We start from the raw sequence: 25,198 nt of genomic DNA, 5'->3' as shown, positions 1-25,198 counted from the left end.
GCGTCATGACCACGATCCGCTTTGCCGGTGCCGGGTTCGCCACGATCGCCTGCGCGGGGCTGACCAGCCTCGCGCTTGCCGCGCCGGCGCACGCCGCCACCCCCGACGCCGGCACTGCCGGATCGTTCCTCAGCGCGCAGCTCGCCGCCGGGGGAGACCACTTCTCCACGTCGGCGGGCGGTCAGCAGTACCCCGACTACGGCCTGACAATCGACGCGGTGTTCGCGCTCGACGCGGCCCGGGTCGGGCAGCAGGAGGCGAAGAAGGCCGCGGCATACATCAACAAGAACGCTGCGTCATACAACTCCGCCGGCGGTGACCGGTATGCCGCAGCCACCGCCAAACTGCTCGTCTTCTCGCAAGTGCAAGGGCTGCCGAGCTCCGGGTATGCCGACCAGTTGCTCTCCCTGCAGCAGCCGAACGGGCAGTTCAAGGACAAGTCGGCGTACGGCGACTACTCCAACACGATCGGGCAGTCCCTCGGGCTGATCGGATTGCAGCGCACCGGCAAACCCAACGCCTCCGGGGTCGCCTTCCTGCTGAAGCAGCAGTGCAACGACGGCGGCTTCCGGATCTCCTTCACCGGCGGGTGCACCAGCGACCCCGACGCCACCACCTACGCCGTGCAGGCGCTCGCCGCCTCCGGCGGCCACGACGCCGCGATCGGCAAGGCGTCCGGTTACCTGGCCGGCGAGCAGACCGCCGGCGGAGGCATCGTCGAGCCCGCCGCCGGGCCCAACCCGAACGCCAACACCACCGCGCTCGCGGCAGTCGCGTTCCAGCTCGCCGGCAATCAGGCCGCGGCCACCAAGGCGAAGAACTTCGTCGCCGGGCTGCAGTACGACTGCTCGTTCCCAGCGGCGCTACGGGGCGGGTTCGCCTACGACAGCGCGGCCTTCGACGCGCAAAAGGCCAAGGGCAAGGCAGCCACCGCCACCGACTCGGACCGGCGCAGCACCTCGCAGGCCGTGCTCGGGCTGACCGGTCAGCCCTACCTGACCCTGACCGCGGGCGGCTCCTCGGCCGCGCCGGCACTCGCGTGCGATGCACCCACGCCGTCGCCGACCGGCAGCTCGACCAGCACCGGCCCGGCCACCGCGACCAGCACGACCACCGGTCCGCCGATCATCACCGACGGCGGGTCGGCCGGCTCCGGCAACACCGGCGTGCTGGTTGCCGGCGGTGTCGTGCTCGGCGGTGCCGCGCTCGCCGGCGCGGGGCTGCGGCGGCGGTTGCGCCGGCGCTGACGCGGGCGGGGTGGCCCGGTCAGCGAAACTCACCGAATAGGTGGGTGACGCGCCGCGCGTGAGTGGTTTGGCGGCGCGTCGGCGACCTATTCGGTGAGTTGTGCGCCCGGAGTTTGCGTCCGGAGTTTTGCGCCCGCGGGCGCGCTCAGCGCAGGGCGTCGTCCAGACCGGCGATCGCCAGCTCAAGCAACTTCGCCAGCCGTTCCCGGTCGCGCTCCGGGACCCGTGCCAGCACGTCCGACTCGACAACGTCCGACTCCCGGACGACCTGCTGGAACATCTGCCAGCCCTCGTCGGTGAGTCGCACCAGGATGCGGGTGCGGTTGGTCGGGTCGGGGGTGCGCTCGATCAGGCCTCGGTCGGCCATCTTGTCCAGGCGGTGCGTCATCGAGGACGGTGCGACCGCGGCGGCCTCGGCGAGCTGCGACGGCGTCGAGACGTGGTCGGTCGTCTCGGCGGCGAGATGCGAGATGACCGCCCACTCGCCCGCGGACAATCCGATGTCGACGAGTTGCTTGGTGTACCACTGCGACAGCCGCCGGTGCAGCCCGTGCACGGCGGTCACCACCCGCTGCACCTGCTCGTTGCCGCCGGCAGCGACATACGCGGCCACCTCGGCCTCGTAGCGCTGTCGTTCGCTCGGCTCGGCGGGTTCGTCGGCGCTGGTCATGGCAACCCATTCAAACGTATGGCGCAGCGCGCCCCCGCCCCGACGTGCCCGGGCAGGGTGTCCGCCCCGTCATACCGGCTCGATGGTTAGCATCGCTCAGGTGACGGGAGCGCGCGCCTTGGCCGGACGGGATCTGGCGATCGACCTCGGCACTGCCAACACCCTCATCTACGAACGCGGCCGCGGCGTGGTGCTCGACGAACCGTCCGTGGTGGCCCTCGAGGTCGGCACCGGCCGGCTGATCGCGGCGGGCGCGACCGCGCGCGAGATGCTCGGCCGCACCCCCGGCCATGTCGACGTCATGCGGCCGCTGCGCGACGGCGTGATCAATGACGCAGAGGTTGCCGAGCGGATGCTGCGCTACTTCGTCGCGCAGGTCCGCCCCTCCCGGCTGATCCGGCCGCGGATGATCGTCTGCGTGCCGAGCGAGGTGACCGGTGTCGAGCGCCGCGCGCTGGAGGACGCCGCCACCCGCGCCGGCGCGCGCCGGGTCTATGTCGTCGAGGAGGCGATGGCGGCGGCGCTCGGCGCCGACCTGCCGATCAACGGCACCACCGCGAGCATGGTCTGCGACATCGGTGGCGGCACCACCGATGTCGCGGTGATCAGCCTCGGCGGCATTGTCGTCGCGCGGTCGATCCGCGTCGGCGGCGACGAGATCGACGAGGCGATCATCGGGCACGTCAAGACCGAGTGCAGCCTGCTGCTGGGGGAGCGCAGCGCCGAGGAGATCAAGCGGACCGTCGGTTCGGCCTTCCCGCTGCGCGAAGAGTTGTCGATGCGGGTGCGCGGACGCGACCTGATCAGCGGGCTGCCCAAAACCGTCACGATCACCTCGGGCGAGGTGCGCCGTGCCATCGAGCCGCCGCTGCTGCAGATCTGCGAGCTGGTCCGCGCCACCCTCGACGTCTGCCCGCCGGAACTGGCCGGTGACGTGCTGGTCGACGGCATCGTGCTCACCGGGGGCAGTGCGCTGCTGCGCGGGCTCGATGCGCGCATGCGGCACGAGCTCGGTGTGCCGGTGCGGGTGGCCGAGGAGCCGTTGCGCTCGGTCGCGCTCGGGTCCGGGCGGTGCGTCGAGGAGTTCGCGACGCTGCAATCGGTCCTCGTCGACGGCTTGCGTTACTGAAGTCGCCGGTATGACGCTGCAGACCCGCACCCGGCGACGGCTCCTCGCCGGCGGTGTCGTGATCACGCTCGCAGTGGTCGGCGTCGGTCAGGCACGACCTGCGACCCTCGCGCCGGTGCGCGATGCAGCAGGCAGCGTCTTCGGCCCGATGGAGGACGTGCTCACCACTCGTGACGACACGATCGAGACGCTCACCAGACAACGTGACGACGCCCGCCGGCAGCTTGCGCAACGCAGCCGTGACACCCGGCAGCAAAGCGACCTCGAGGGGCTGCAGGGCGCGCTCAGCCGGGTCACCCGCTACCTGCCCGCACAGGTGGTGGGGATCAGCAGCGATGCCACGACGCAGACGCTGCGGCGGGTCACCATCGACCTGGGCAGCGCCGACGGGATCGAGTCCAACCAGGCGGTGCAGGCGTCGGCCGGTCTGGTGGGCCGCACGGTGGCCGTGTCCAGACACACCAGCACCGTCCAACTGATCACCGACCCCGATGCGGTCGTCGGGGCGCGGGTCGGCGCCTCCGGGTCCCTCGGCACCGTCGGCAACGTGACCCCGCCGGGGCTGTCCGCACGCGAACCCGGTCTGATGACGCTCACCATGGTCGCCGGCGGCAATGTCCGCAAGGGTGACCAGGTGCACACACTGGGCAGCGCGGGCGGACGCCCCTATCCTGCGAACATCCTTATCGGAGAGGTCGTTTCGGTTGACCCCGACCGCGGTCAGTCGGGTATGACGGCAGTCGTCCGCCCGGCAGTCGCGCTCGATCGGCTCGACCTGGTGGCGGTCGTGATGTCCGTCGAGCGGGCCACTCCGGACCGCATCCTGCCCGGGGCGGCGCCATGATCGACCTGCCCGGCCGGCTGGCGGCGCTGCGCGCACTGTGGCTGCTGGTGGCCGCGCTCCTCGCGGTGACCGTGCTGCCCCGCTTCGTCGTCGCGCCCGATCTGGTCGTGCTGGTCGTCGTCGCCGTTGCATTGCGCGCGGGCGCGACGGTCGGTGCACTCACCGGTCTGGCGGCGGGCTGGCTGGTCGACCTGGTGCCGCCCGGCGGTGTCCCGCTAGGCGCGTCGGCTCTGATGTACGCGGCCATCGGTGCGGCAATCGGCTTGGCACAAAGTAGTTTTCGCGTCTCCGCACTCCTTCCGGCGTTCAGCGCCGCTGCCGCCGCTGCCGCTGTTCAGGTGCTGCGTGCCGGCCTGACGATCTACCAGGGCCGTGCCGTCGACTGGCTGGTCGCCGCCGGCACGGTGCTGTGCACCGCACTGATCGGTGCCCTGCTGGTGCCGCCGTTGATGCACTGGGAGCGTCGGCTCGTGCAGCGGGGGCTGGTGTGATGCGATTGCGCGCCATCCGCGGGCGCCGCCGCCGGAGTCGCTGGACCCCACCGCGGCGCTCGCCATACATCGCCCGCATCTGGGCGCTGGTATTGGTCGCGGTGTTGGTGATCGGCACGCTCGTCGGCCGGCTCGGTCAGCTCCAGGTGTCCGACGGCCCGCAGATGCGCGCGGCCGCCGAACGGATCAACACCCGGTCGGTGCCGATCCCCGCCGTGCGCGGCCGCATCCTCGATGCAACCGGAAAACCACTGGTGGCAAACGGATCCACCGAGGTGCTGACGATCGATCCCACGGCGATCGCCGACACCGATGACGGTGGAAAGGCACTCATCGAGCGGGTTGCCAAGGTGGTCGGCGGAGACCCCGCGCAGATGCTCGGCCGGACCAAACCGTGTGGTACCAAGGGTGCGCCGAAGACGCCGCTGTGCAACACGGCGGACGCGGTGCAGCCGATCCCGATCCTGCTCGACGTGTCGCCGGTGAAGGCACTCGCGTTGCTCGAACGGCCCGAGGACTTCCCGGGGCTGGCCGTCGAGTCGGTCCCGGTGCGGCGCTACCCGGCCCCTGACGGGACCAACGCAGCGCAGGTGCTCGGTTATCTGGGTCCGGTGAATCAGGCTGACCTCAAAGCCGATCCGGCGCTCACCGCGCAAGATCGCATCGGACGCGCGGGCCTGGAGTTGCAGTATGACGCCCAGCTGCGCGGCACCGACGGCCGGTCGGTGCTGGCGGTGGACGCCCGCGGGCTGCCGGCTCGCGAGGTCGAACGCGTCGCACCGTCGGCCGGCGCCGACGTGCGGACGCACCTGGACGCCGCGGTCCAGTCACGTGCCGAAACCGCTCTGGCACAAGGGATTGCGCAACTTCGCAAGAAGAAATTGCCGGCCACCGGCGCTGCGGCGGTGGTGCTCGACGCGAGCAGCGGTGCCGTCGTCGCGGCTGCGAGCAATCCGTCATACGACCCGAGTGTGTGGAGCGGCGGCATCAGCTCCACCGACTACGCCGCGCTCACCGCGAAATCGGCGAACCAGCCGCTGCTCAACCGGGTCGTCGGGCAGTTGCAGCCCCCGGCGTCGACCTTCAAGGGCATCACCCTGCCCGCGGCGATCGCCGCCGGTGTCGACCCGAAGGGCAGCTACGAGTGCTCCTCGGCATACCGGGTCGGTGGCCGCGTCTTCACCAACTTCGAGTCGGCGGCATACGGCTCGATCTCGATGACCAAGGCCCTCGAGGTCTCCTGCGACACCGTCTTCTACCGCTGGGCCTACCAGCAATGGCAGCAGGCCGGCGGGCTGAAGGCGCCGACGGACAGCCCGGACCCGTTCGCGTCGATGGCACGGCAATTCGGCATCGGCGAACGCACCGGCGTCGACCTGCCGGGCGAGCAGGCCGGCCTGCTGCCCGACCGGCAGTGGAAGGTCGCCAACTGGCAGGCAACCCGCGCCGACCTGTGCCAGCGCGCCAAGACCGGCTACCCGGAGGTGAAGGACAAGAAGCAGGCCGACTACCTCCAGCAGGTGGCGAAGGAGAACTGCACCGACGGCTACCTCTACCAGCCCGGCGACGCGGTCAACTTCGCCATCGGGCAGGGCTCCACCCAGGTCACGCCCTTGCGTATGGCGGTGGTCTACGCCGCGATCGCCAACGGCGGGACGTTGTGGACCCCGCAGGTTGCGGCCGCGATCGACCCGGCCGGCGGCAGACCCGAGCCGATCGCGCCGAAGGTCGCCGGTCGCGTCACGGTGCCCGCCGCGGCACAGCAGATCGAGCGCGACGGCCTGCGCGACGTGATCACCCAGCCGCAGGGCACGGCATACCCCGCATTCCAGGGGTTCCCGGGCAGCTACCCGATCTCCGGCAAGACCGGCACGGCAGAGGTTTTCGGCAAGCAGGCGACCGCATGGTTCGTGTCCTACGGGCCGAAGCTGCCGAGCGGGAAGCAGTACGTCGTCGCGGTGATGATCGAGCAGGGCGGCACCGGCGCCGAGGGGGCGGCGCCGGTCGCCCGGAACATCTGGGACCTGCTGCGCACCAAGCGGTGAGCCGGCCGCCGGCGCCGATTAGGGCCGGCCGGATCTCGCTGCTAATCTGGTGGGCGCCGTGAACCGGCCGCGGATTCGATAGCGCCCTGGTGGACATGCCCAGGAGCACCGCGCAACGATCGAGAAAACGGAGTCGCCACACCATGCCTTTGGACACTGCCACCAAGCAGCAGATCATCTCCGAGTACGCCACCAAAGAGGGCGACACCGGCTCGCCCGAGGTGCAGATCGCGATGCTGACGCAGCGCATCAAGGACCTCACCGAGCACTCGCGCCAGCACCCGCACGACCACCACAGCCGTCGTGGCCTGCTGCTGCTCGTCGGTCAGCGCAAGCGCATGCTGCGCTACCTCGAGACCATCGACATCGAGCGCTACCGTGCGCTGATCAAGCGACTCGGACTGCGTCGCTAGAAAGCAGCGGCACATCAAGACTTACGACCGCAAGGCGGCCACCGGTGACGGTGGCCGCCTTGTCGGCGTGAGCGGACGTTTCCGGGGCGCCGCGGCAGGCGCGGGCCGGCCCGCCATACGTCCGTAAGAACGAAGCCCACGCACAACGACGATGCGTGGTCCACGAAGAGAAAGAACAGGAGGGCCCATGGAGGGTCCAGAGATCACGTTCGCCGAAGCTGTCATCGACAACGGCAAGTTCGGCACCCGCACCGTCCGGTTCGAGACCGGGCGCCTGGCGAAGCAGGCCGCTGGTGCGGTCGTCGCCTACTTGGACGACGAGACCGCGTTGCTGTCGACCACGGCGGCCGGCAAGCAGCCCAAGGATCAATTCGACTTCTTCCCGCTGACCGTCGACGTCGAGGAGCGGATGTATGCCGCGGGCAAGATCCCCGGTAGCTTCTTCCGTCGCGAAGGACGCCCGTCGACCGACGCGATCCTCACCTGCCGGCTGATCGACCGCCCGCTGCGTCCGGCCTTCATCAAGGGGCTGCGCAACGAGGTGCAGGTCGTCATCACGGTGCTGTCGCTCAACCCCGACCACCAGTACGACGTGCTGGCGATCAACGCCGCCTCCGCGTCGACCCAGATCTCCGGTCTGCCGTTCTCCGGCCCGATCGGCGCGACCCGCGTCTCGCTGATCGACGGCCAGTGGGTGGCGTTCCCGAACTTCTCCGATCAGGAGCGTTCGACGTTCGACATGGTCGTGGCCGGTCGCGTGGTCGGTGACGACGTGGCGATCATGATGGTCGAGGCCGAGTCCACCGAGGCGACCTGGGACCTGGTGAAGGTGCAGGGCCAGCAGGCGCCCACCGAGGAGATCGTCGCTCAGGGCCTCGAGGCCGCCAAGGGCTTCATCCGGGTGCTGTGCGAGGCGCAGGCGAAGCTTGCCGAGCAGGCCGCCAAGGAGGTGCAGCAATTCCCGCTGTTCCTCGACTACGAGGACGACGTCTACGCCGCCGTCGAGAAGGACGCGACCGATCAGGTCGCGGCCGCGCTGACCATCGCGGGCAAGCAGGACCGCGAGGAGAAGCTCGACGACATCAAGGCGAGCCTCAAGGAGCTGCTCGCCGGCGAGGGCAAGCCGTTCGAGGGCCGTGAGAAGGAAGTTTCCGCTGCCTTCCGCGCGCTGCAGAAGAAGCTGGTGCGCCAGCGGATCCTGCGCGAGAAGGTGCGCATCGACGGCCGTGGCCTGAAGGACATCCGGGCGCTGTCGGCCGAGGTCGAGGTGCTGCCTCGGGTGCACGGTTCAGCATTGTTCGAGCGCGGTGAGACCCAGATCCTGGGCGTCACCACCCTCAACATGCTGCGCATGGAACAGCAGCTGGACACCTTGTCCCCGGTGACCCGCAAGCGCTACATGCACAACTACAACTTCCCGCCCTACTCCACCGGCGAGACCGGCCGTGTGGGCTCGCCCAAGCGGCGCGAGATCGGGCACGGCGCGCTCGCCGAGCGTGCTCTGGTGCCGGTGCTGCCGACCCGCGAGGAGTTCCCCTACGCGATCCGTCAGGTCTCCGAGGCGCTGAGCTCCAACGGCTCCACCTCGATGGGTTCGGTCTGCGCGTCGACGCTGTCGATGCTCAACGCCGGTGTGCCGCTGCGCGCGCCGGTGGCGGGCATCGCGATGGGTCTGGTGTCGGCCGACATCGACGGCAAGACCGAGTACGCCGCGATGACGGACATCCTCGGAGCCGAGGACGCCTTCGGTGACATGGACTTCAAGGTCGCCGGCACCCGTGAGTTCGTGACCGCGATCCAGCTGGACACCAAGCTCGACGGCATCCCCGCCGACGTGCTCGGTGGCGCGCTGACCCAGGCACGCGACGCGCGCCTGCACATCCTGGACGTGATGCACGAAGCGATCGACGCTCCCGACGAGATGTCGCCGTTCGCCCCGCGGGTCATCGCGGTCAAGGTGCCGGTCGACAAGATCGGTGAGGTCATCGGCCCGAAGGGCAAGATGATCAACCAGATCCAGGAGGACACCGGCGCCGACATCTCGATCGAGGACGACGGCACCGTCTACATCGGTGCGACCGACGGCCCGTCCGCCGAGGCCGCCCGTGCGGCGATCAACGGCATTGCCAACCCGCAGATGCCCGAGGTCGGCGAGCGCTTCCTCGGCACCGTGGTCAAGACCACGACCTTCGGTGCGTTCGTGTCGCTGCTGCCGGGCAAGGACGGCCTGCTGCACATCTCCGAGGTGCGCAAGCTGGTCGGCGGCAAGCGGATCGACGCCGTCGAGGACGTCCTCAAGGTCGGCCAGAAGGTGCAGGTCGAGCTCAAGGAGATCGACCCGCGCGGCAAGCTGTCGCTCGCGGTCGTCGAGGAGGGCGGCGACAAGGCCGGCTCCGACGACGCTGCGGATTCGGCTGGCGCCGACGGTGAATCGGCCCCGACCGAGGCTGCCGGCACCGACGACGCCGACAACGACGCGTCGGCCGACTCCGGCGACGACAAGCCGGAGCGTGAGCGTCGCCCGCGCAACCGCCGTCGTGGCGGTCGCGGTCGCGGCAAGGATCAGGAGTCCGGCGACTCCTCATCGGAGGGTGCCTCCGACGACGTCGTCACCGAGGCTGCCGAGTAACTAACGGCACTCACATCGAGCGGCCCGCCATCCCGTCACGGGGTGGCGGGCCGCTCGCTCGTGGCGGGCGCGGCTCGGTCTGCAGCGCCGGCGTAGCGTGCTGTGTCATGGACCATCTGGCCGGCAGTGCTGCCGCACGCATCGAGCAGGCTCGTCGCACTTCGTTCTGGCTCGACACGGATCACCGACCGGCTCCACGGCCTCGTCTGGATGGTGACCTCGACTGCGAACTCGCAATCGTGGGAGGGGGATTCAGCGGCCTGTGGACGGCGGTGCTGGCGAAGGAGGCTGACCCGCAGCGTGACGTGGTGCTGGTCGAGGGCGGCCGCCTCGCGTGGGCGGCATCGGGTCGCAACGGCGGCTTTTGCGCTGCGAGCCTCACCCACGGCTACGACAACGGCGTCAGCCGGTTCGGTGAGTCGGCGCAGGCCGAACTCGATCGGCTGGGTGTGCGCAACCTCGACGAGATCGAGGCGACGGTTGCGCGGTACGGCATCGACTGCGCCTTCGAGCGCACCGGTGAGGTCGACGTGGCCACCGAGTCCTATCAGCTGGAGGCACTGCGGGTGCACGCCACGAAGCTCGGCCCGCATGACCGACTCCTGGACCAGGACGGGGTGCGCAACGAGTTGCGCTCACCGACCTTCCTCGGCGGGTTGTGGGACACCAAGGGCGTAGCCATGATCGACCCCGCTCGGCTGGCGTGGGGTCTCGCCGAGGTCGCGGAGCGGCTGGGCGTGCGCATCGTCGAGGGCACTCCAGTGCGTGCGCTTCGGTCGGTGACCGGGAAGGTCGAGCTCACCACCGACACCGGTGTCGTGCGTGCTGCACGAGTTGTCTTGGGCACCAACGCTTTTGCGCCGCTCCTGCGCCGGCTCCGTCTCTTCTGTGTCCCGGTGTACGACCACGTCCTGGTCACCGAACCGCTGACTGCCGCGCAACTGGAGGCGATCGGCTGGCGGAACCGTCAAGGTTTCGGCGACTCGGGCAACCAGTTCCACTACTACCGCCTGACCCCCGACAACCGGATCCTTTGGGGCGGTTACGACGCGGTGTACCACTTCGGGCGGCGGCTCGACGCGGCATACGACGACCGACCGGCGACGTTCGGCAAACTCGTCGAGCATTTCGACCAGACCTTTCCGCAACTGGCCGGCATCGGCTTCACCCACCGGTGGGGCGGTGCGATCGACACCTGCACCCGGTTCTGCCCGTTCTTCGGCACCGCGCTCGACGGCCGGGTCGCTTATGGGCTCGGCTACACGGGACTGGGCGTCGGCGCGACCCGCTTCGGCGCGGCGGTGATGCTCGACCTGCTCGACGGCCGGGACACCGAACGCACCCGCAATCCGTTGGTGCGCACCAAGCCGCTGCCGTTCCCACCGGAACCGTTGGCGTTCATCGGAATTGCGCTGACCCGCTGGTCGCTCGCCAGGGCCGACGAACATGAGGGACGCCGCAACCTGTGGTTGCGCACGCTGGACCGTTTGGGGCTGGGGTTCGACTCGTGACGGGCCAGGCGGCACGCCTCCCTGAGTACGCTCGCGGGATGCCCCGATTGCTGTTGTCCTGCCCGGTCGGCCTGGAGGATCTCGTGCGGGGTGACTTGGCCGATCAGCACCAGATCACGACGGCCGGCCTCGGCCCTGGCCTGATCGGCGCGGACCGACCGATCGAGCCGGACTGGCTGAGCCCGATGATCGAGCGGGTGAGTGTCGAGGGCACCGAGGATGTCAGCCTGCAACAGGCAGCCGCCGTGATCGGTATGACGCAGCCGGCGTTCCGGGTGCAGTCGGCCGACCCGGACACCCGCTCGCAGTGGATCGACGCGATCAGCGCCCGCGGCTGGCCGAACGCTCCGGGGGATTGGCAGCTCAACATCGACCTCGACGCCGGCCGGGTCGACCTCGGTCCGCTGCACTGGTCCCGCAGAGTGGCCCGGTTGGCACGACTGCCTGCGACGACACCGGGGCCGGTGGCCGCCGGCTTGCTGCGGCTGGCCAAGCTGCGTCGCGGCGACCTGCTGCTTGATCCGTGCGGCGGCGTCGGCACGGTGGCGATCGTCGACGCGCTGCAGCGGGGCGGCCCGGCGGTCAGCGCCGACAGCGATGCCGAGTCGGTGGCGACCGCGCGGCGCAACGTTGCTGGGCTCGGCCTTGGCGACGCGGTCGAGGTGCTGAAGGCCGACGCCGCGCACCTGCCGCTCGACGGCGATTGCGTGGACCGGGTGGTGAGCGACCTGCCGTTCGGCAAACGCATCGGCAGCAACGACCTCAACCGCACGCTCTACCCGGCCATCCTGCGCGAGCTGGAGCGGCTGCTGACCGCTGACGGCAGGTGCGTGCTGCTCACCGACGACAAGCGGGTCTTCGCCGACGCCGTCGCCCGCGCGCGCGGGTTGAAGGTGGTGGGTGAGCGGGTGATCCGTTACAACGGAGTGACGCCCACGGCATACGTCGTGGTGCGCAGCCGCCGGCGCAAGCGCGGCTGACGCGAGCAGTCGCTGCCGGGCGGCCCCGGTTGCAACCCGACACGGGCAGCGGACGCACAGGCGACGCTCAGCAACCTGCTGGACGGCCGGTCGGTCGGTCGGGAGACAATGACGTGATGACTGCCGAACTTCTGCTCGGTCCGCTCGTCCGCTATGTCGACGAGACCTCCGCGACGATCTGGGTCGAGACCTCCGAGGCCACCGACGTCACCGTGTCGATCGGGCAGGCCAGCTGGCTCGCCCCGACCTTCTCCGCGCACGGCAAGCACTACGCGCTGGTGATCGTCGACGGGCTCGCGCCGGGCAGCGTCTCCGACTACCAGGTGCGGCTGGGCGGTGCGCAGGTCTGGCCGCCCGCTGATTCGCCGTTCCCGCCGAGTCGGGTCGCCACCCTCGACCCGGCCAAGCCGTTGCGCATGGCGTTCGGGTCATGCCGCACCAGCGTGCCGCACAACGCGGAGGGCAACCGCACGCACGGCGTGGACGCGATGCGCGCCTACGCCTATGACATGGCGAATAACCCTGATTCGCAACGGCATTGGCCGGACCTGGTGCTCTTCCTCGGCGATCAGGTGTATGCCGACGAGACGTCGCCGGCGATGCAGGACTTCATCGAGAAGCGGCGCGGCCTCGAGGAGCCTCCGGGCGAGGAGCTGAAGGACTTCGTCGAGTACGCCCACCTCTACCACCTCGCGTGGAGCGACCCCGCCAACCGGTGGCTGTTGTCGACGCTGCCGAGCGCGATGATCTTCGACGACCACGACGTGCGCGATGACTGGAACACCTCGCTGACCTGGCACGAGGAGATGAACGCCGTGCCGTGGTGGCACGAGCGCATCGTCGGCGCCCTCGCGTCCTATTGGGTCTACCAGCATGCCGGCAACCTGTCGCCGGATGAGCTGGCGAAAGACCCCATCTGGCAGGCGATTTCGTCATACGAAGGCCCGGGGGAGTATGACGCCACGGAGCTGCTCGACAGCTTCGCCGAGCGGGTGGACAAGGACCCGACCAGCTACCGCTTCAGTTACGCCCGGGACCTCGACCAGGCCAAGCTGATCGTCATCGACTCGCGGGCCGCGCGTGTGCTCGAGCCCGATCGCCGGGCCATGCTCGACGACAACGAGTGGCAGTGGCTCGACGGCCAGCTGCGCGGTGACATCGAGCACCTGCTGATCGGCACGTCGCTGCCGGTGTTGCTGCCGCCGGGCATCCACGACCTGGAGTCGCTCAACGAGGCGATGGCCGAGGGTGCGTGGGGTGAGCGGGTCGGCCGATTCGGCGAAAAGGTGCGCCAGGCGGTCGATCTCGAACACTGGGCCGCTTTCGAGAAGTCGTTCCGGCAGCTGATCGGTGCGGTGGTGTCGGTCGCGCGCGGTGAGCGCGGGAAGGCGCCCGGGACGATCACCTTCCTGTCCGGCGACGTGCACAACTCCTACGTCACCGAGCTCGACAGGGACGTGCCCGGGATGACGTCAGTGGTGGCACAGGCGGTCTGTTCGCCGATCCGCAACCCGCTACCGGTCCATGTGCGAGCCCTCCAGGGCGGAGTCGCCCGCGGTCTCGCGCGGCCGATGCGAGCGCTCGTCAGCCGCATGCGCAAGGTGCCGAACCCGCCCTACGACTGGTCGATCACGCATGGTCCGTGGTTCGACAACAACCTCGCCACCCTCGAAGTGTCTGGCGATTCCCTTCTACTCACCTGGGATTCGGGCGAGGTCGTCGGCGAGGAGTACGACAATCCGAAGTTGCGCCGGGTGGCCGAGGTGCGGGTCGGTCCGCGAGAGGACTGAGGGGAGCCGGCTGAGCAGTCGGTGCGCAGAAGTACCCCTGTGGATAACTTCTGCGGCGATGGGGCGGTCCGTGCCACGGTCTCCCACATGCGATTTCGAGGTCTGACCAACAAGACGCCGGGCGTGGCCGCGGCAGCGATCTGCGCGGCGGCCGGGCTCACCGTGTCCGGCTGCAGCGGATCCACCGCGAGCGGAGCGACGACGAGCACCGGCACACCGCGCTCAGCGACGTCCGCGGCTCCGGCCGCCGTGAGCATGGCGGAGGCGAAGGCAATCGTTGCCTCCTACGACCGCGACAATCAGCGCGCGATCGCGCGAGCGCTCAACCCGCCATATGACGAAAAGGCCTGGCAGCAGGTGGATTCCGAGCAAGTCCTGGCCACCGACCTCTATGACACCAAGGACGCGCGACTGACCAAACGGTCGGAAAAGCCGTCCGCTTCCACCTTCGGGCTCGACGCGGTGTACGGCAGCACTACCGGGAGCGCGGACGGTCAGTCTTCGTGGGTGTTGACGGTCGGACGGTGGAGCGGCGGGTTGTCCAGTGCGTCGCCGAGCGCCGGCGAGTCAGCGAAGCGGACCGCGATGTCCTGGGTTCGCACCCCTGCGGGCTGGCGGCACGCGGTGACCATCACCGGTGTGGACGCTGCGAAGTTGCCACCACAGGGCACTCCGCCGACCCGTCTCACTGCGGCGCAGCGGCAGGCGGCCGCCAATGTCGTGCCGGCCGTCGTCCGCGCGGTCGACGTCGGCGATGCTGGCACCGTGCAGAACCCGGGACCGATTACCGAGCTGCGCAAGCTCATCAAGGCTGACGGCGCAGGAGACTACATCGCGTCCCCCACCTGCCGGCCCTGGGGCAGTCCGATCGGCACCAGTGCCGACACCGCGATCACTGTCGGCACACCGGCCCTGAGGGTGGTGCGGGCCGGCACGGTCACGCTCGGCGTGCTCGCCCTCGACTGTTCGATCGACGTCGAGCGGGTGGACGGCGGCCTGGTAGGACTGCAGTCCGATGCGGCCGCTGTGGAGGGTGACGACGGCAAGCTCAAATCGGTTGTGACGCGCAGGTTGGCGTTGGCCGTCCTGCTGTCGATCCCGGACTCCGGCAAGTCGTCGGTGTTGGGCGCCGACGCAAACTGGGTCATTCCGGCCGGCAAGTAGCGCAAGTCAGGTCAGGCGGGCGATCTCGCGCCGGACGTTGGCCCGTGCGCGCTCGGTCCACGCCGTCCGCGCAGTCACTGTCCGGTAGACGTTCTCGCGGTCGACGAGGTCACCCAGGATTCGCGAACGCGCCTGTGAATACCTGTCTTCCGGCACCTCGGCGTACTCCTGCCGGACCTGTTCGCAATATTCGTCGAACCGGTCGGCCGGGGCGGCGAGGATCCATAGGTCGGCGTCGTGGAAGACGCCGCCGGCCGGGGTTGCCGCGGTGTCGCCGTGGTCGATCGTCATCAGTATCAACGCCTCGACCTCGTCGATGTCGGCGCCGGGAACGCCCAGGGCGGACAACATCTCCCGGCCGAGAGCGGCACTCGCCCGCTCGGTGTCGCCGGGCGGTGCCTGCACGTCATACACCGCGTCGTGCAGCCACGCTCCAATGCGTATGACGGCGCGTTCGCGGGCGTCGAGCCCGGCCGGGCCGGCCAGTTGCTCGAACGCCGCGAACATCTCGGTCAGGTGCTGCAGCGTGTGATAGCGGCGATGGGGCTGCGACCACCGGGCGACGAGACCGTCCCCGACCGAGGCCGCGAACGTCGGATCGGCCTCCGGAGCAACGGCTTTCACGTCTTCGAGCCACAGGCGCAAGAGGCCGTCAGCAGCGTGGTCGGTCATCGCGCGCCTCTCAGGAGTCGTCGTGCCGTCCGAACCGGTCGGCCAGTCGCGGATCAGTCAACCACCACGGCTGATCGGGCTCGGTCCCGACCGCGTCCGGCGCCTGCGCACGGCGGCGCGCCTCCAGGTCGTCCAGCCGGGCATCGGTGACGGCGGCCTCCGCCCGATCCGAGCGCATCCACTCGGCGAAGACGGCGGCGAGCATCGGAATGCCGATCGTCTCGGCCACCACCAACAACGCTCCGCCGGCGTACTTCTGGTCCAGGCCGTGACTCAATCCGCCGCGTACCGCGTTCGCGGACGTCGCGAACCCCGGAAACCCAGGCAGCAGAAGGGAATGCGCCGTCATCACCAAGATCCCCGGGATCGCGTCGGCCAGTCCGTCGAAGAACGCCAGGAAGGTCCGCACGGGCGGCGTCGCCCAGTCCGGGAGGAGATCATCGGCCAGGGTCGGCATCACGAAGAGGAGCCCGACCACGAGTAGCTGCAGCAGGAGCAGCGTGCCGACAAGCGTTGAGCGCGCTGCCTTTTCGCCATACGGGGAGAGGAAGACCGCGAGGATGCCGCCGATGTCGAGCAGACAACTCACCGCCGGGAAGGTGAGCACCCGTGCGACCCGGGAGTGCGCCATGCGGTGCGCGAGCGTGCGCGACGAACCAGTCGCGGCGTCGATCAGCCGCAGTGGGTCGCCGATCGCGAGCCCGACCGGAATCACGGTGCCAACGGCCGCGACCTGGGCGGCGAACATCCACATCAGCGTGCTGCGGTAGACGCCCACCGGCCCGCACGTGACGTAGACCAGCGTGCCCACCCCCAGCACGACGTATGACGCAGCGCGCCACCACGGCCAGCTCACCCCGCGCGCTCGGGCGCGCACCCAGAGCACGACATACGGCACGAGCAGCGCCAGGGCGAGGACCACTCCCACGGCGTCGAACCGCCAGGCGGTCAGCCAGCTCGAGGTCTGCAGCGGTGCCGGGGCGAGGGAGGTCACCTGCGGATTGTCACCGGGTAACCGCAACGTCCGCTGAGTGCTCCTGGTCGGATCCGCCGGCTGCCTGCGCCCGGTCGGCCGAGTCGTCGTGCACGTACTTGCTGCCGCGCATCAGGCTCGCGACTGCGGCCACCACCATCATCGCCGCGGCCGCGCCGAACACCACGATCAGCCCGTCGTGGAACGGCCCGGACAGCAGGTGCGGGAAGAACTCCTTGCCGGTCAGCGTGTGCACGTTGCCCGCCGGGAGGTGCTGCAGCGCGCCCGTCGGCTCCAGCAGCGACTGGATCGGGTTGAACCCGAGGAACGCGGCGAACATCGACCCGACCGGCGGCAGCGCCGCCACCTGGTCGGCGACGCCGGGGGAGACGTGCTGGGCGGTGAGGCCGCTGCGCATCGCGTCCGGCAGGTGCTGCGACAGCCCGACGATCATCAGCGAGAAGAAGATGCCGATCGACAGGGAGGTGCCGGCGTTGAAGAAGGTCGCCCGCATGCCGGAGGCCGCGCCACGCTGATGGGCCGGCACCGAGTTCATGATCGCGGTGGTGTTCGGTGCCGAGAACATGCCCGAGCCGACGCCGTTGAGCAAGAGCAGCAGCGCGAAGATCCAGTAGTCGAAGTCGACGGGGATCAACAACAGGCCGACGAAGGTCGCGGCATTGAGCAGCAAGCCGCCGCTGGCAAACGCGCGAGCGCCGAACCGGTCGGACAGGTATCCCGACACCGGGCCCGCGATCAGGAAGCCGATCGTCAGCGGTAGCAGGAAGATTCCGGCCCACAGCGGGGTCGACTCGTAGTCATAACCGCGCAGCGGCAGCCAGATGCCCTGCAACCAGATGATCAGCATGAACTGCATGCCGCCGCGGCCTATCGAGGCGAGCAGCCCGGCGAAGTTGCCCGCGCTGAACGCCTTGATGCGGAACAGCCCCATCGAGAACATCGGGTCCGCCACCCGCGCCTCGATGATGCAGAACGCCACCAGCACGAGCGCGCCGCCGATGAGCCCGGCCAGCACCCACGGGTTGGTCCAGCCCATCGTGTGGCCGCCATACGGCTGGATGCCGTAGGTGATCGCGACCAGGATCGCGGTCACGCCGACGGCGAAGGTGAGGTTGCCCGGTAGGTCGAGGCGGCCGCGGCGGGTGCTGCCGAGCTCGTGGAGTGATTTGTAGGACCAGATCGTGCCGAGCAGCCCGATCGGCACGCTCACCCAGAAGACCGCGCGCCAGTGCCATTCGGACAGGATGCCGCCGATGATCAGGCCGAGGAACGATCCGGCGATGGCCGCGACCTGGTTGATGCCGAGCGCCATCCCGCGCTGGGTGGAGGGGAATGCGTCCGTGAGGATCGCGGTCGAGTTGGCCATTAGCATCGCGCCGCCGACCCCCTGGACGATGCGCCCGATGATGATCCAGAGCGCGCCGGAGCCGCCGCCCCACGGGTCGAGCGAGAGCAGGATGGACGCGATGGTGAAGACGACGAAGCCGAGGTTGTAGATCTTCACCCGCCCGAACATGTCGCCGAGCCGACCGAGCGCGACCACCAGCACCGCCGAGACGACCAGGTAGCCCATCAGCGTCCAGAGCAGGTAGCTGATGTTGCCGGCGCCGAGTGGGTCGAGGTCGATCCCGCGGAAGATCGCCGGCAGCGAGATGATCACGATCGAGGAGTTGATCGTCGCCATCAGCACGCCGAGTGTGGTGTTGGAAAGCGCCACCCACTTGTAGTGCGGGTGGTCGGCCTCGTAACGGCGACGCCGCCCGCGGCGGCGTTCTTCGAGATGGGCGGGGGAGGGAGCTTCGGTCACGGGTGGGACGGCTTTCGGTCGCTCGGAATCGTTACCTTAGGTAATCAATATAGCAACCGTATGGCGATTCGGAAGTCCCCTCCGTCTGATGCGTGAGACGTGTCCGGATCCCGGACGGGCCGCTGTCCTAACCTGATCCGCGTGACTGACACGATCGATGTCGCCGTCATCGGCGCCTCCGGACGGATGGGCTCGACCACCTGCGAGGCGGTGGAGGCGGCCGACGGACTACGACTCGTCGGCCGGTATGACGAGGGCGACGACCTCGGTGACCTCGGCGGCGCGCAGGTCGCGATCGACTTCACCGTCCCCAGCGCCTCCCCGGCCAACGTCGCCTATTGCGTCGACCGCGACGTGCATGTCGTGGTGGGGACCACCGGCTGGGACGACACCAGGATCGACGCGCTGAAAACCCAATTGGCCCAGCATGATTCGGTGGGTGTGCTGATCGCGCCCAACTTCGCCATCGGCGCGTTGCTGATGATGTCGTTCGCCCAGCATGCCGCCCGGTTCTACGAGTCGGTCGAGGTCGTCGAGACCCACCACCCGGGCAAGGTCGACGCACCCTCGGGCACCGCCGCGCGCACCGCCCGGCTGATCGCGCAGGCCCGCGACGACGCCGGCCTCGGGCCCGTGCCGGACGCGACGCAGACCGACCCGGACGGCGCGCGCGGCGCGGACGTCGACGGCATACCGGTGCACGCGCTGCGGCTGCGTGGGCGGGTCGCGCACCAGGAGGTCGACTTCGGTGCCGAGGGTGAGGCGCTCACCATCCGGCACGACTCGTTCGACCGGATCAGCTTCATGCCGGGCGTGATCGAGGGGGTCCGCCAGGTCGGGCAGCACCCCGGGCTGACCGTCGGGTTGGAGCATTACCTCGGTCTGTAGACCGCTGCCGCGGCCCTCGGCGTCGTCCGTGGTGGGCGGCTCGGGGCGCCGGCCCTGCTGGTCGTCGCGTGCGCTTCCACGCGGCGCCGTCTGCAGTTCACCGGGGTGTCGACCCCGCGACCTAACGTGACCAGACCGGCTCGTCGCCACGGGCGGCCCGTTGCGTGAAAACCGTTGGAGGAGCCATCGTTTCCGACGTCATGTCGTTCATCGAAGGACTGATGGACTCCTGGGCCGTCTACCCGATGCTGACGGCGATCTCCTTCATCGACGCACTGATTCCCGTCATACCGAGCGAAGCGCCGATCATCATGGCCGGCGTCTACTCCGGTTCGACCGGTCGCCCGATCGCGCCGCTGGTCGTGCTCGCGGCCTTCATCGGCGCGTTCATCGGCGATCACGTCACCTATTTCATCGGCCGGCGCTTCAGCGGCATGATCGACCGGACCCGCCCGGACAGCCGCCGCGGCAGGGTGCTCGCCTCCACCCGTGAGCTGCTCGACCGGCGGGGGCCGACCGCGCTGATCGTGGCGCGCTTCATCCCGTGGGGGCGGATCGGAGTGAACCTCCTGATGGGCGCGACCGGCACACCGCTGCGCAAGTACTCGCCATACGACGCGATCGGCGTGCTCATCTGGGCGGTGTATGGCGTTGCCGTCGGTTACCTGGGCGGCTCGGCGTTCGAGAACAACCCGCTGGCTGGGCTTGTGCTCGGGCTGGGCGTCGCGATGGTGTTCACGCTCATCGTCGAGTGGGTTCGGCCCCGGCTCGCGCGCCGCCGGGAACGGCGCGCCCGGCAGCGGGCAGACGAGCCGGCCAAGCCCGCCGGGGATCAGCCCGAGGGGTCGGCGGCGGCACCGTCCTCGTTGGCTCGCGCGCCCTCTCATCACGAGTGACGTCCGGGGGGTTCGACTGACGCTCGGTGAGTTCGACTGACGCCCTTGGTCAGTGACTGACGTCGTACGCAACGAGTGACGTCGCTGCTAGGACGTCACTCGTTGCGCACACCGTCGCTCGCGAGCGAACGACGTCACTCGACGTGGTTTGCTGGGCGCGATGGAAGCGAATGTCGAACCCGCCCCGCGTGCTGAGTCCGCTGGACGCATCGAGTCCGACGGTCCCGTGCTCACCGTGATTCGTAACGATGCCGACAGCGGCCCGGGTCGGCTGCTGGAGTGGGCGCGGGCCGCTGGCGTGCCGGTCCGGGAGATCCGCGCGGACGAGGGTGAGCAGGTGCCGACGGATGCCCGTGCGGTCGACGGGCTCGTGTTGCTCGGCGGTGGTCTGCTGCCCGATCAGGACGACGATGCGCCTTGGCTCGCCGATGAGCGGGCCCTCACCGCCTCGGCCCTGGAGCACGGCCTGCCGCTGCTCGGGATTTGCCTCGGCGGCCAGTTGCTCGCGCACGTCGGCGGCGGGCGGGTCGAGGGCGACCACGGCCTGCCCGAACGCGGCGTCACCGAGCTTGCGCTGCGCCCCGAGGCAACCGAGGACGAGCTGCTCGGTGCGCTTGCGGCGTCCCGGGCAGCGAGCGGCGCACCCGTTGTCGCGATTGAGAGCCACCGGGACCAGATGACCGCGCTGCCCGCCGACGCGGTCTGGCTGGCCAGTAGCGAGCGTACGACGCATCAGGCGTTCCGGCTCGGCTCCCGGGCCTGGGGTCTGCAGTGGCACCCGGAGGCCACGGCGGCGAAGGTCGCCGGCTGGGACCGGGCCGTCCTGCGCTCGCAAGGTTTCGACCCCGACGAGGTGGTGCGGGTGGCCCGGGAGCGCGACGCCGAGCTCGAGCACACCTGGCGTCCGGTCTTCGAGCGATTCCTGGCGCTCCTGCCGCGAGCAGCCGACGCCTGATGCGGCCTTGTCACGTTCGAGGGGTACTTGTCCCGTTCGAGGGCACTTGTCACGTTGCGCGATGACTCGTCACGTCGAAGGGGACTCGTCACGTTAGACGGGCACTTGTCACGTCGGGCGAGGGCTTGTCACGTCGAAGGGGACTCGTCACGTTCGACGGGCACTTGTCACGTGCAGGAACACGTGACAAGTGCACTGGTGACGTGACTAGTGGCGCATGAGGTGACAAGTCGGCTCCCGACGTGACTAGTGCCGCAAGCGCGGAGGAGTCAGCCGCGTAGCACGATGACCCGCAGAGTGCGTGGCCCGTGCACCCCTTCGACCCGGTTCAGCTCGATGTCGCTGGTGGCGCTCGGCCCGCTGATCCAGGTGAGCGGCCGACCGGCGCGCACCGCCGGGTCGAGCACGGCCATCGCCTCCGGCACGTCGGGAACGAGTTGGTCCTCGCGCACCACGCACACATGCAGGTCGGGAACAAGCGACAAGGCCCGACGTCCTTGCGCCGCAGCGTGGTCGAGCACGATCGTGCCGGTCACCGCGATGCCGAGCGCGGCGCCGGTGACGACCGCGTCGACGCGGTCGAGTGCGTCCGGCGCCAGGTCGTCATCGGCGATCTGCCGCGCCGCCGCCCGCGCGAGCCAATGCGCAGGAACCCCACCCGGGACGACCACGGTCGCTGCGTCGCCGAGTGCCGCGGCGACCGCCTCGGCGACGGCACCGGCGTCGCGGGCCGCCTCGGCCACGACGGTTACCTCGGCGCGATAGTCGGCCACTCGTTCGGCGAACAGTTGGACCAGGGCGTCACCTGTCGGTGTCGAACCGGTGGGTTTGACTGCGCCGGAGGAGGTTTCGGCGGGTGAGGCGGGTTCCGCACGCGCCATACCGGCAACACCGGCGTGCGTGTTGGCGGTCCGGATGCGAGCCAGGATCTGGTCGCGGGCCGCCGGGCGGGCGTTACTGGTCGGCACGGTGCCGCCGCTCTCGCCGCTGCTCATGCCTGCGCCCCGTGGGTGCGGGCCCACCACTGCCGGAACGTCTCGCGGGGAGGCGCGGGAACGTTGCGCGCCGCCGTCCACGCCCCGGCCGGTCCGGGCAGCCAACCGGGCAGCGTGTAGTCCGTCCGCACGTCGGCGAGGCCGCCCTTCCCGCTGCGCAGGGCGCGCGCGGCAGCGGTGACCCCCTGTTGGGCGAGCTTGAGCCGCCCGGGTTTGCCGAGCACCCACTCGGTGCCGCGCATCGCAAGGGCCTGCACGTCGGGTAGTCCGCTCCGGTGCTCGTCCACCACCTGGGTCCGCAGGTGCACCAGCAGCGTCGGGATGTCGATGCGCACCGGACACGCGTCGAAGCAGGCCCCGCACAGGCTCGACGCGTAGGGCAACGACTGGTCGAGTTTGCTTGCAGTTCCTCGCAATTGAGGGGTCAGCACTGCGCCGATCGGTCCAGGGTAGACCGAGCCGTAGGCGTGGCCGCCGGCGCGCTCGTAGACCGGGCAGACGTTCAGGCAGGCCGAACACCGAATGCACCGCAACGCCTCGCGGCCGACCGCGTCCTCCAGCACGTGGGTGCGGCCGTTGTCGACGAGGACGACGTGCACGTCCTGCGGGCCGTCGCCCTCACTGACGCCGGTCCACATCGAGGTGTAGGGATTCATCCGCTCGGCGGTGCTCGACCGGGGGAGCAGCTGCAGGAAGACATCGAGGTCGCCCCAAGTGGGCAACACCTTCTCGATGCCGACCACCGAGATCAGCGTCTCCGGCAGCGTCAGGCACATGCGGCCGTTGCCCTCCGACTCCAGCACCACCAACGTGCCGGTGTCCGCGAGAGCGAAGTTGGCGCCGGAGATCGCGACCCGCGCCCGCAGGAACTTTTCCCGCAGGTGCAGCCGCGCAGCCTCGGCGAGCGCGGCCGGGTCATCGGTCAGATCGGCCGGAGCCGGGCGACCGGCCTGCGCCATACGGGCGGTGAAAATATCGCGAATCTCGCTGCGACCCTTGTGGATTGCCGGCACCAGGATGTGCGACGGCCAGTCGTCGCCGAGCTGGACGATGAGCTCGGCGAGGTCGGTTTCCCACGCGTGTATGCCGGCAGCCTCAAGCGCCTCGTTGAGCCCGATCTCCTGGGTGGCCATCGACTTGACCTTCACGACCTCATCGGAGCCGGTGGCCTGCACGAGACGGGTGACGATCGCGTTGGCCTCGCCGGCGTCTCGTGCCCAGTGCACCGTCGCGCCGGCCGCGATCAGGCTCGCCTCGAGCTGCACCAGGTAGTCGTCGAGGTGGGCGAGGGTGTCGTCCTTGATGGCGGCCGCACGGCGGCGCAACCGCTCCCACTGCGGGACCTCGGCGACCGCGGCGGCCCGCTTCGCGCGAATCGTCCGGGTTGCGTGTCTCAGGTTGCGCCGCTGCTGGTCGAGGCCGAGTTCGTGCTGCGCCGCCTGTGGGAAGGCGGGCATGCCCAGGAAGAACTCGGTCGTCGTACCGACCGGGTTGGCGCTCGCGGCCGAGGCTTTGCTGCTCATCGGGCATCGTCCCGGGTGCTGGCCAATATCTCGGCGAGATGGATCGGGCGAGCAGTGCGGGTGCGCCTGTCGCCCGAGTGACCGAGCAGGCCGCCGATCTGGGCGAGGCACGAATTGTCGCCGGACACAACGTATTCGGCGCCCGTATCGGTAATGTTGCGCACCTTCTCCCCGCCCATCGCCACCGAGACTGGCGCGTTCTTCACCGCAAACGTCCCGCCGAAACCGCAGCACTCGTCGGCGCCCGGCAGCGGAAGCAGTTCCAATCCCTCGACCGCCGCCAGCAATCGCGTCGGCCGGTCGCCGACCCGCAGCATGCGCAGCGAGTGACAGGTGGGGTGGTAGGTCACGCGATGCGGGAAGAAGGCGCCCACGTCGGTCACCCCCAGCACGTCGGTCAGGAACTCGCTGAGCTCGTAGACACGCGGGCCCAGCTCAGCGACCGCGCGTTCCAGGCCGACGTCGCCGGTCCGCCGGGCGAGGGTCGCGTATTGCTCGCGCACCGACCCGACGCAGGATCCGGACGGTGCGACGATGGCGTCATACCGGGCGAACACGTCGACAAAACGGCGCACCAGCGGGACGGCCTCGTCGGCATACCCGGTGTTGGTGAGCATCTGGCCGCAGCAGGTCTGCGCCTCGGGAAAGTCCAGGTCGACCCCCAGCCGTTCGAGCAATTGAACGGTGGCCTTCGGGGTTTGCGGCCACATCGTGTCGTTGAAGCAGGTCGCGAAGAGTGCCACCCGCCCGGGGTTCGCCGGGGCCGGATTATTCATCCGATGATTTTGGCACGGAGTGCGGCGATCTGTGCCTCGCTCCAGCCATTTGCCTCCAGCCAACCGACGACCGAGCCGTAGTCGGCGTCGATCGCGTCGAGCACGCGGGTGATGGTTTCGGCGCGCGAGTGGTGCGCCTCCAGCGGAACGCCCTCGAGGTTCTCGGCATACCCGGGCACCTGGCTGAGCCGTTGCACGATGCGTTCGGAACGTTCGGTGCTGGCGACGTAGTCGGCCACCACCTCCTCGCGCGGCACACCCGCGACGGTCAGCGCCATCGCGACCACGGTGCCGGTGCGGTCCTTGCCGGCGGCGCAATGCACCAGCGTCGCGCCGTCGCTGGTCGCGATGACGTCGAGGGCGGCGCTCACCGAGTCAGGGCGCTCGGCGAGGTAACCGAGGTAGTGGCTCGCGGTCGGGTTGTCGTCGCGCTGTTCGTCCTTGCGCCCGTGCCACGGCAACACCAGTGCGTCCTTGGTGCTGATCGGCTTCTCCTCGGGGAAGAGCGAATGATGGTGGTGGGTGATCGTGCTGACCTGCTGCAACGGGCCCGGCCCGGTGATGTGCAACTCCATGTCGGTGCGCAGATCGACGATGTCGGTGACGCCGTGCTCCTCGACCAGCAGGCGGATGTCCTGCTCGGTGAGATCCTGCAGGTTGTCCGACCGCAGCAACCGCCCGGGCTGGACGCTCCCACCGTCGGTCGTTGGCAGGCCGCCGAGGTCGCGCATGTTCGCGACGCCGTCGAGATCGATCCAGGAGGGAGTCGTCGTCACGGT

At 69.6% G+C, this 25,198-nt stretch carries 22 protein-coding genes; 14 read left to right on the top strand and 8 right to left on the bottom strand.

Annotated elements, in window-relative coordinates:
- The first annotated feature begins 5 nt into the window (after positions 1-5).
- Complete coding sequence (locus N2M23_RS08135; RefSeq protein ID WP_265444636.1) at positions 6-1,247, top strand: prenyltransferase/squalene oxidase repeat-containing protein; 1,242 nt, start codon at positions 6-8, stop codon at positions 1,245-1,247.
- 145 nt (positions 1,248-1,392) lie between these two features.
- Here N2M23_RS08135 and N2M23_RS08130 read toward each other — a convergent pair whose 3' ends face one another.
- Complete coding sequence (locus tag N2M23_RS08130; RefSeq protein ID WP_265444635.1) at positions 1,393-1,917, bottom strand: MarR family winged helix-turn-helix transcriptional regulator; 525 nt, start codon at positions 1,915-1,917, stop codon at positions 1,393-1,395.
- Positions 1,918-1,999: 82 nt separating this feature from the next.
- Here N2M23_RS08130 and mreB point away from each other — a divergent pair, with 82 nt between their 5' ends.
- The 10 genes from mreB (at position 2,000) to N2M23_RS08080 (ending at position 14,913) form a co-directional block, all read left to right on the top strand.
- Positions 2,000-3,046 carry a rod shape-determining protein gene (gene mreB / locus N2M23_RS08125; RefSeq protein WP_265444633.1) on the top strand — a complete coding sequence of 349 codons (1,047 nt, stop codon included), beginning with the start codon at positions 2,000-2,002 and terminating at the stop codon, positions 3,044-3,046.
- Between the two features lie 10 nt (positions 3,047-3,056).
- Complete coding sequence (gene mreC, locus N2M23_RS08120) at positions 3,057-3,890, top strand: rod shape-determining protein MreC (RefSeq protein ID WP_265444631.1); 834 nt, start codon at positions 3,057-3,059, stop codon at positions 3,888-3,890.
- Positions 3,887-4,381: a rod shape-determining protein MreD gene (gene mreD / locus N2M23_RS08115; protein ID WP_265444629.1), complete on the top strand. Its 495-nt coding sequence runs from the start codon at positions 3,887-3,889 to the stop codon at positions 4,379-4,381. The genes mreC and mreD overlap by 4 nt, the downstream gene beginning before the upstream one ends.
- Positions 4,381-6,426 carry a penicillin-binding protein 2 gene (mrdA, locus tag N2M23_RS08110; RefSeq protein ID WP_265444628.1) on the top strand — a complete coding sequence of 682 codons (2,046 nt, stop codon included), beginning with the start codon at positions 4,381-4,383 and terminating at the stop codon, positions 6,424-6,426. The genes mreD and mrdA overlap by 1 nt, the downstream gene beginning before the upstream one ends.
- Before the next feature lie 143 nt (positions 6,427-6,569).
- A complete protein-coding gene (gene rpsO, locus N2M23_RS08105) occupies positions 6,570-6,839 on the top strand; it encodes a 30S ribosomal protein S15 (protein WP_265444627.1) in 270 nt (89 codons plus the stop codon).
- Positions 6,840-7,026: 187 nt separating this feature from the next.
- Complete coding sequence (locus tag N2M23_RS08100) at positions 7,027-9,468, top strand: polyribonucleotide nucleotidyltransferase (protein ID WP_265444625.1); 2,442 nt, start codon at positions 7,027-7,029, stop codon at positions 9,466-9,468.
- 107 nt (positions 9,469-9,575) lie between these two features.
- Positions 9,576-10,979 carry an NAD(P)/FAD-dependent oxidoreductase gene (locus N2M23_RS08095; protein ID WP_265444623.1) on the top strand — a complete coding sequence of 468 codons (1,404 nt, stop codon included), beginning with the start codon at positions 9,576-9,578 and terminating at the stop codon, positions 10,977-10,979.
- A gap of 38 nt (positions 10,980-11,017) precedes the next feature.
- Positions 11,018-11,959: a methyltransferase domain-containing protein gene (locus N2M23_RS08090; RefSeq protein WP_265444622.1), complete on the top strand. Its 942-nt coding sequence runs from the start codon at positions 11,018-11,020 to the stop codon at positions 11,957-11,959.
- Positions 11,960-12,075: 116 nt separating this feature from the next.
- Positions 12,076-13,749, top strand: coding sequence for an alkaline phosphatase D family protein (locus N2M23_RS08085; protein ID WP_265444620.1), 1,674 nt, complete (start codon positions 12,076-12,078; stop codon positions 13,747-13,749).
- Between the two features lie 87 nt (positions 13,750-13,836).
- Positions 13,837-14,913 (top strand): hypothetical protein, encoded by a 1,077-nt coding sequence (locus N2M23_RS08080; protein WP_265444618.1) that lies wholly within the window; start codon positions 13,837-13,839, stop codon positions 14,911-14,913.
- A gap of 6 nt (positions 14,914-14,919) precedes the next feature.
- Here N2M23_RS08080 and N2M23_RS08075 read toward each other — a convergent pair whose 3' ends face one another.
- From N2M23_RS08075 to N2M23_RS08065, 3 genes are read right to left on the bottom strand one after another with little or no spacing between them, the layout of a single operon-like run.
- Positions 14,920-15,585, bottom strand: a complete 666-nt coding sequence (locus tag N2M23_RS08075) for an HD domain-containing protein (protein WP_265444617.1) — start codon at positions 15,583-15,585, stop codon at positions 14,920-14,922.
- 10 nt (positions 15,586-15,595) lie between these two features.
- Complete coding sequence (locus N2M23_RS08070; protein WP_265444616.1) at positions 15,596-16,579, bottom strand: cytochrome c oxidase assembly protein; 984 nt, start codon at positions 16,577-16,579, stop codon at positions 15,596-15,598.
- 10 nt (positions 16,580-16,589) lie between these two features.
- Entirely contained in the window at positions 16,590-18,386 is a 1,797-nt protein-coding gene (locus N2M23_RS08065) for an MFS transporter (protein ID WP_265444615.1), read from the bottom strand.
- A gap of 141 nt (positions 18,387-18,527) precedes the next feature.
- Here N2M23_RS08065 and dapB point away from each other — a divergent pair, with 141 nt between their 5' ends.
- The 3 genes from dapB to N2M23_RS08050 all read left to right on the top strand — a co-directional run bounded on the left by dapB (position 18,528) and on the right by N2M23_RS08050 (position 21,125).
- Positions 18,528-19,274 (top strand): 4-hydroxy-tetrahydrodipicolinate reductase, encoded by a 747-nt coding sequence (dapB, locus tag N2M23_RS08060; protein ID WP_265444614.1) that lies wholly within the window; start codon positions 18,528-18,530, stop codon positions 19,272-19,274.
- Positions 19,275-19,474: 200 nt separating this feature from the next.
- Positions 19,475-20,170, top strand: a complete 696-nt coding sequence (locus N2M23_RS08055) for a DedA family protein (RefSeq protein ID WP_265444612.1) — start codon at positions 19,475-19,477, stop codon at positions 20,168-20,170.
- 235 nt (positions 20,171-20,405) lie between these two features.
- Positions 20,406-21,125, top strand: coding sequence for a type 1 glutamine amidotransferase (locus N2M23_RS08050; RefSeq protein WP_265444611.1), 720 nt, complete (start codon positions 20,406-20,408; stop codon positions 21,123-21,125).
- A gap of 269 nt (positions 21,126-21,394) precedes the next feature.
- Here the strand turns inward: N2M23_RS08050 and N2M23_RS08045 are convergent, their stop codons facing one another.
- From N2M23_RS08045 to N2M23_RS08030, 4 genes are read right to left on the bottom strand one after another with little or no spacing between them, the layout of a single operon-like run.
- Positions 21,395-22,120 (bottom strand): LutC/YkgG family protein, encoded by a 726-nt coding sequence (locus N2M23_RS08045; RefSeq protein WP_265444609.1) that lies wholly within the window; start codon positions 22,118-22,120, stop codon positions 21,395-21,397.
- Positions 22,117-23,643 carry a lactate utilization protein B gene (locus N2M23_RS08040; RefSeq protein WP_265444608.1) on the bottom strand — a complete coding sequence of 509 codons (1,527 nt, stop codon included), beginning with the start codon at positions 23,641-23,643 and terminating at the stop codon, positions 22,117-22,119. The genes N2M23_RS08045 and N2M23_RS08040 overlap by 4 nt, the downstream gene beginning before the upstream one ends.
- Positions 23,640-24,419, bottom strand: a complete 780-nt coding sequence (locus N2M23_RS08035; RefSeq protein WP_265444606.1) for a (Fe-S)-binding protein — start codon at positions 24,417-24,419, stop codon at positions 23,640-23,642. Before N2M23_RS08035 ends, N2M23_RS08040 begins: the two co-directional genes overlap by 4 nt.
- On the bottom strand, positions 24,416-25,195 hold the full coding sequence (locus N2M23_RS08030; protein WP_265444604.1) for a tyrosine-protein phosphatase: 780 nt from the start codon (positions 25,193-25,195) through the stop codon (positions 24,416-24,418). Before N2M23_RS08030 ends, N2M23_RS08035 begins: the two co-directional genes overlap by 4 nt.
- Between the last annotated feature and the right edge of the window lie 3 nt (positions 25,196-25,198).

Origin of the sequence: Flexivirga meconopsidis (assembly GCF_026162425.1) — a bacterium.
GTDB classification, from domain to species: Bacteria; Actinomycetota; Actinomycetes; order Actinomycetales; family Dermatophilaceae; genus Flexivirga; species Flexivirga meconopsidis.
The sequence above is the reverse complement of the archived record's forward strand: the minus strand, read 5'-3'. Positions and strand labels throughout refer to the sequence as shown.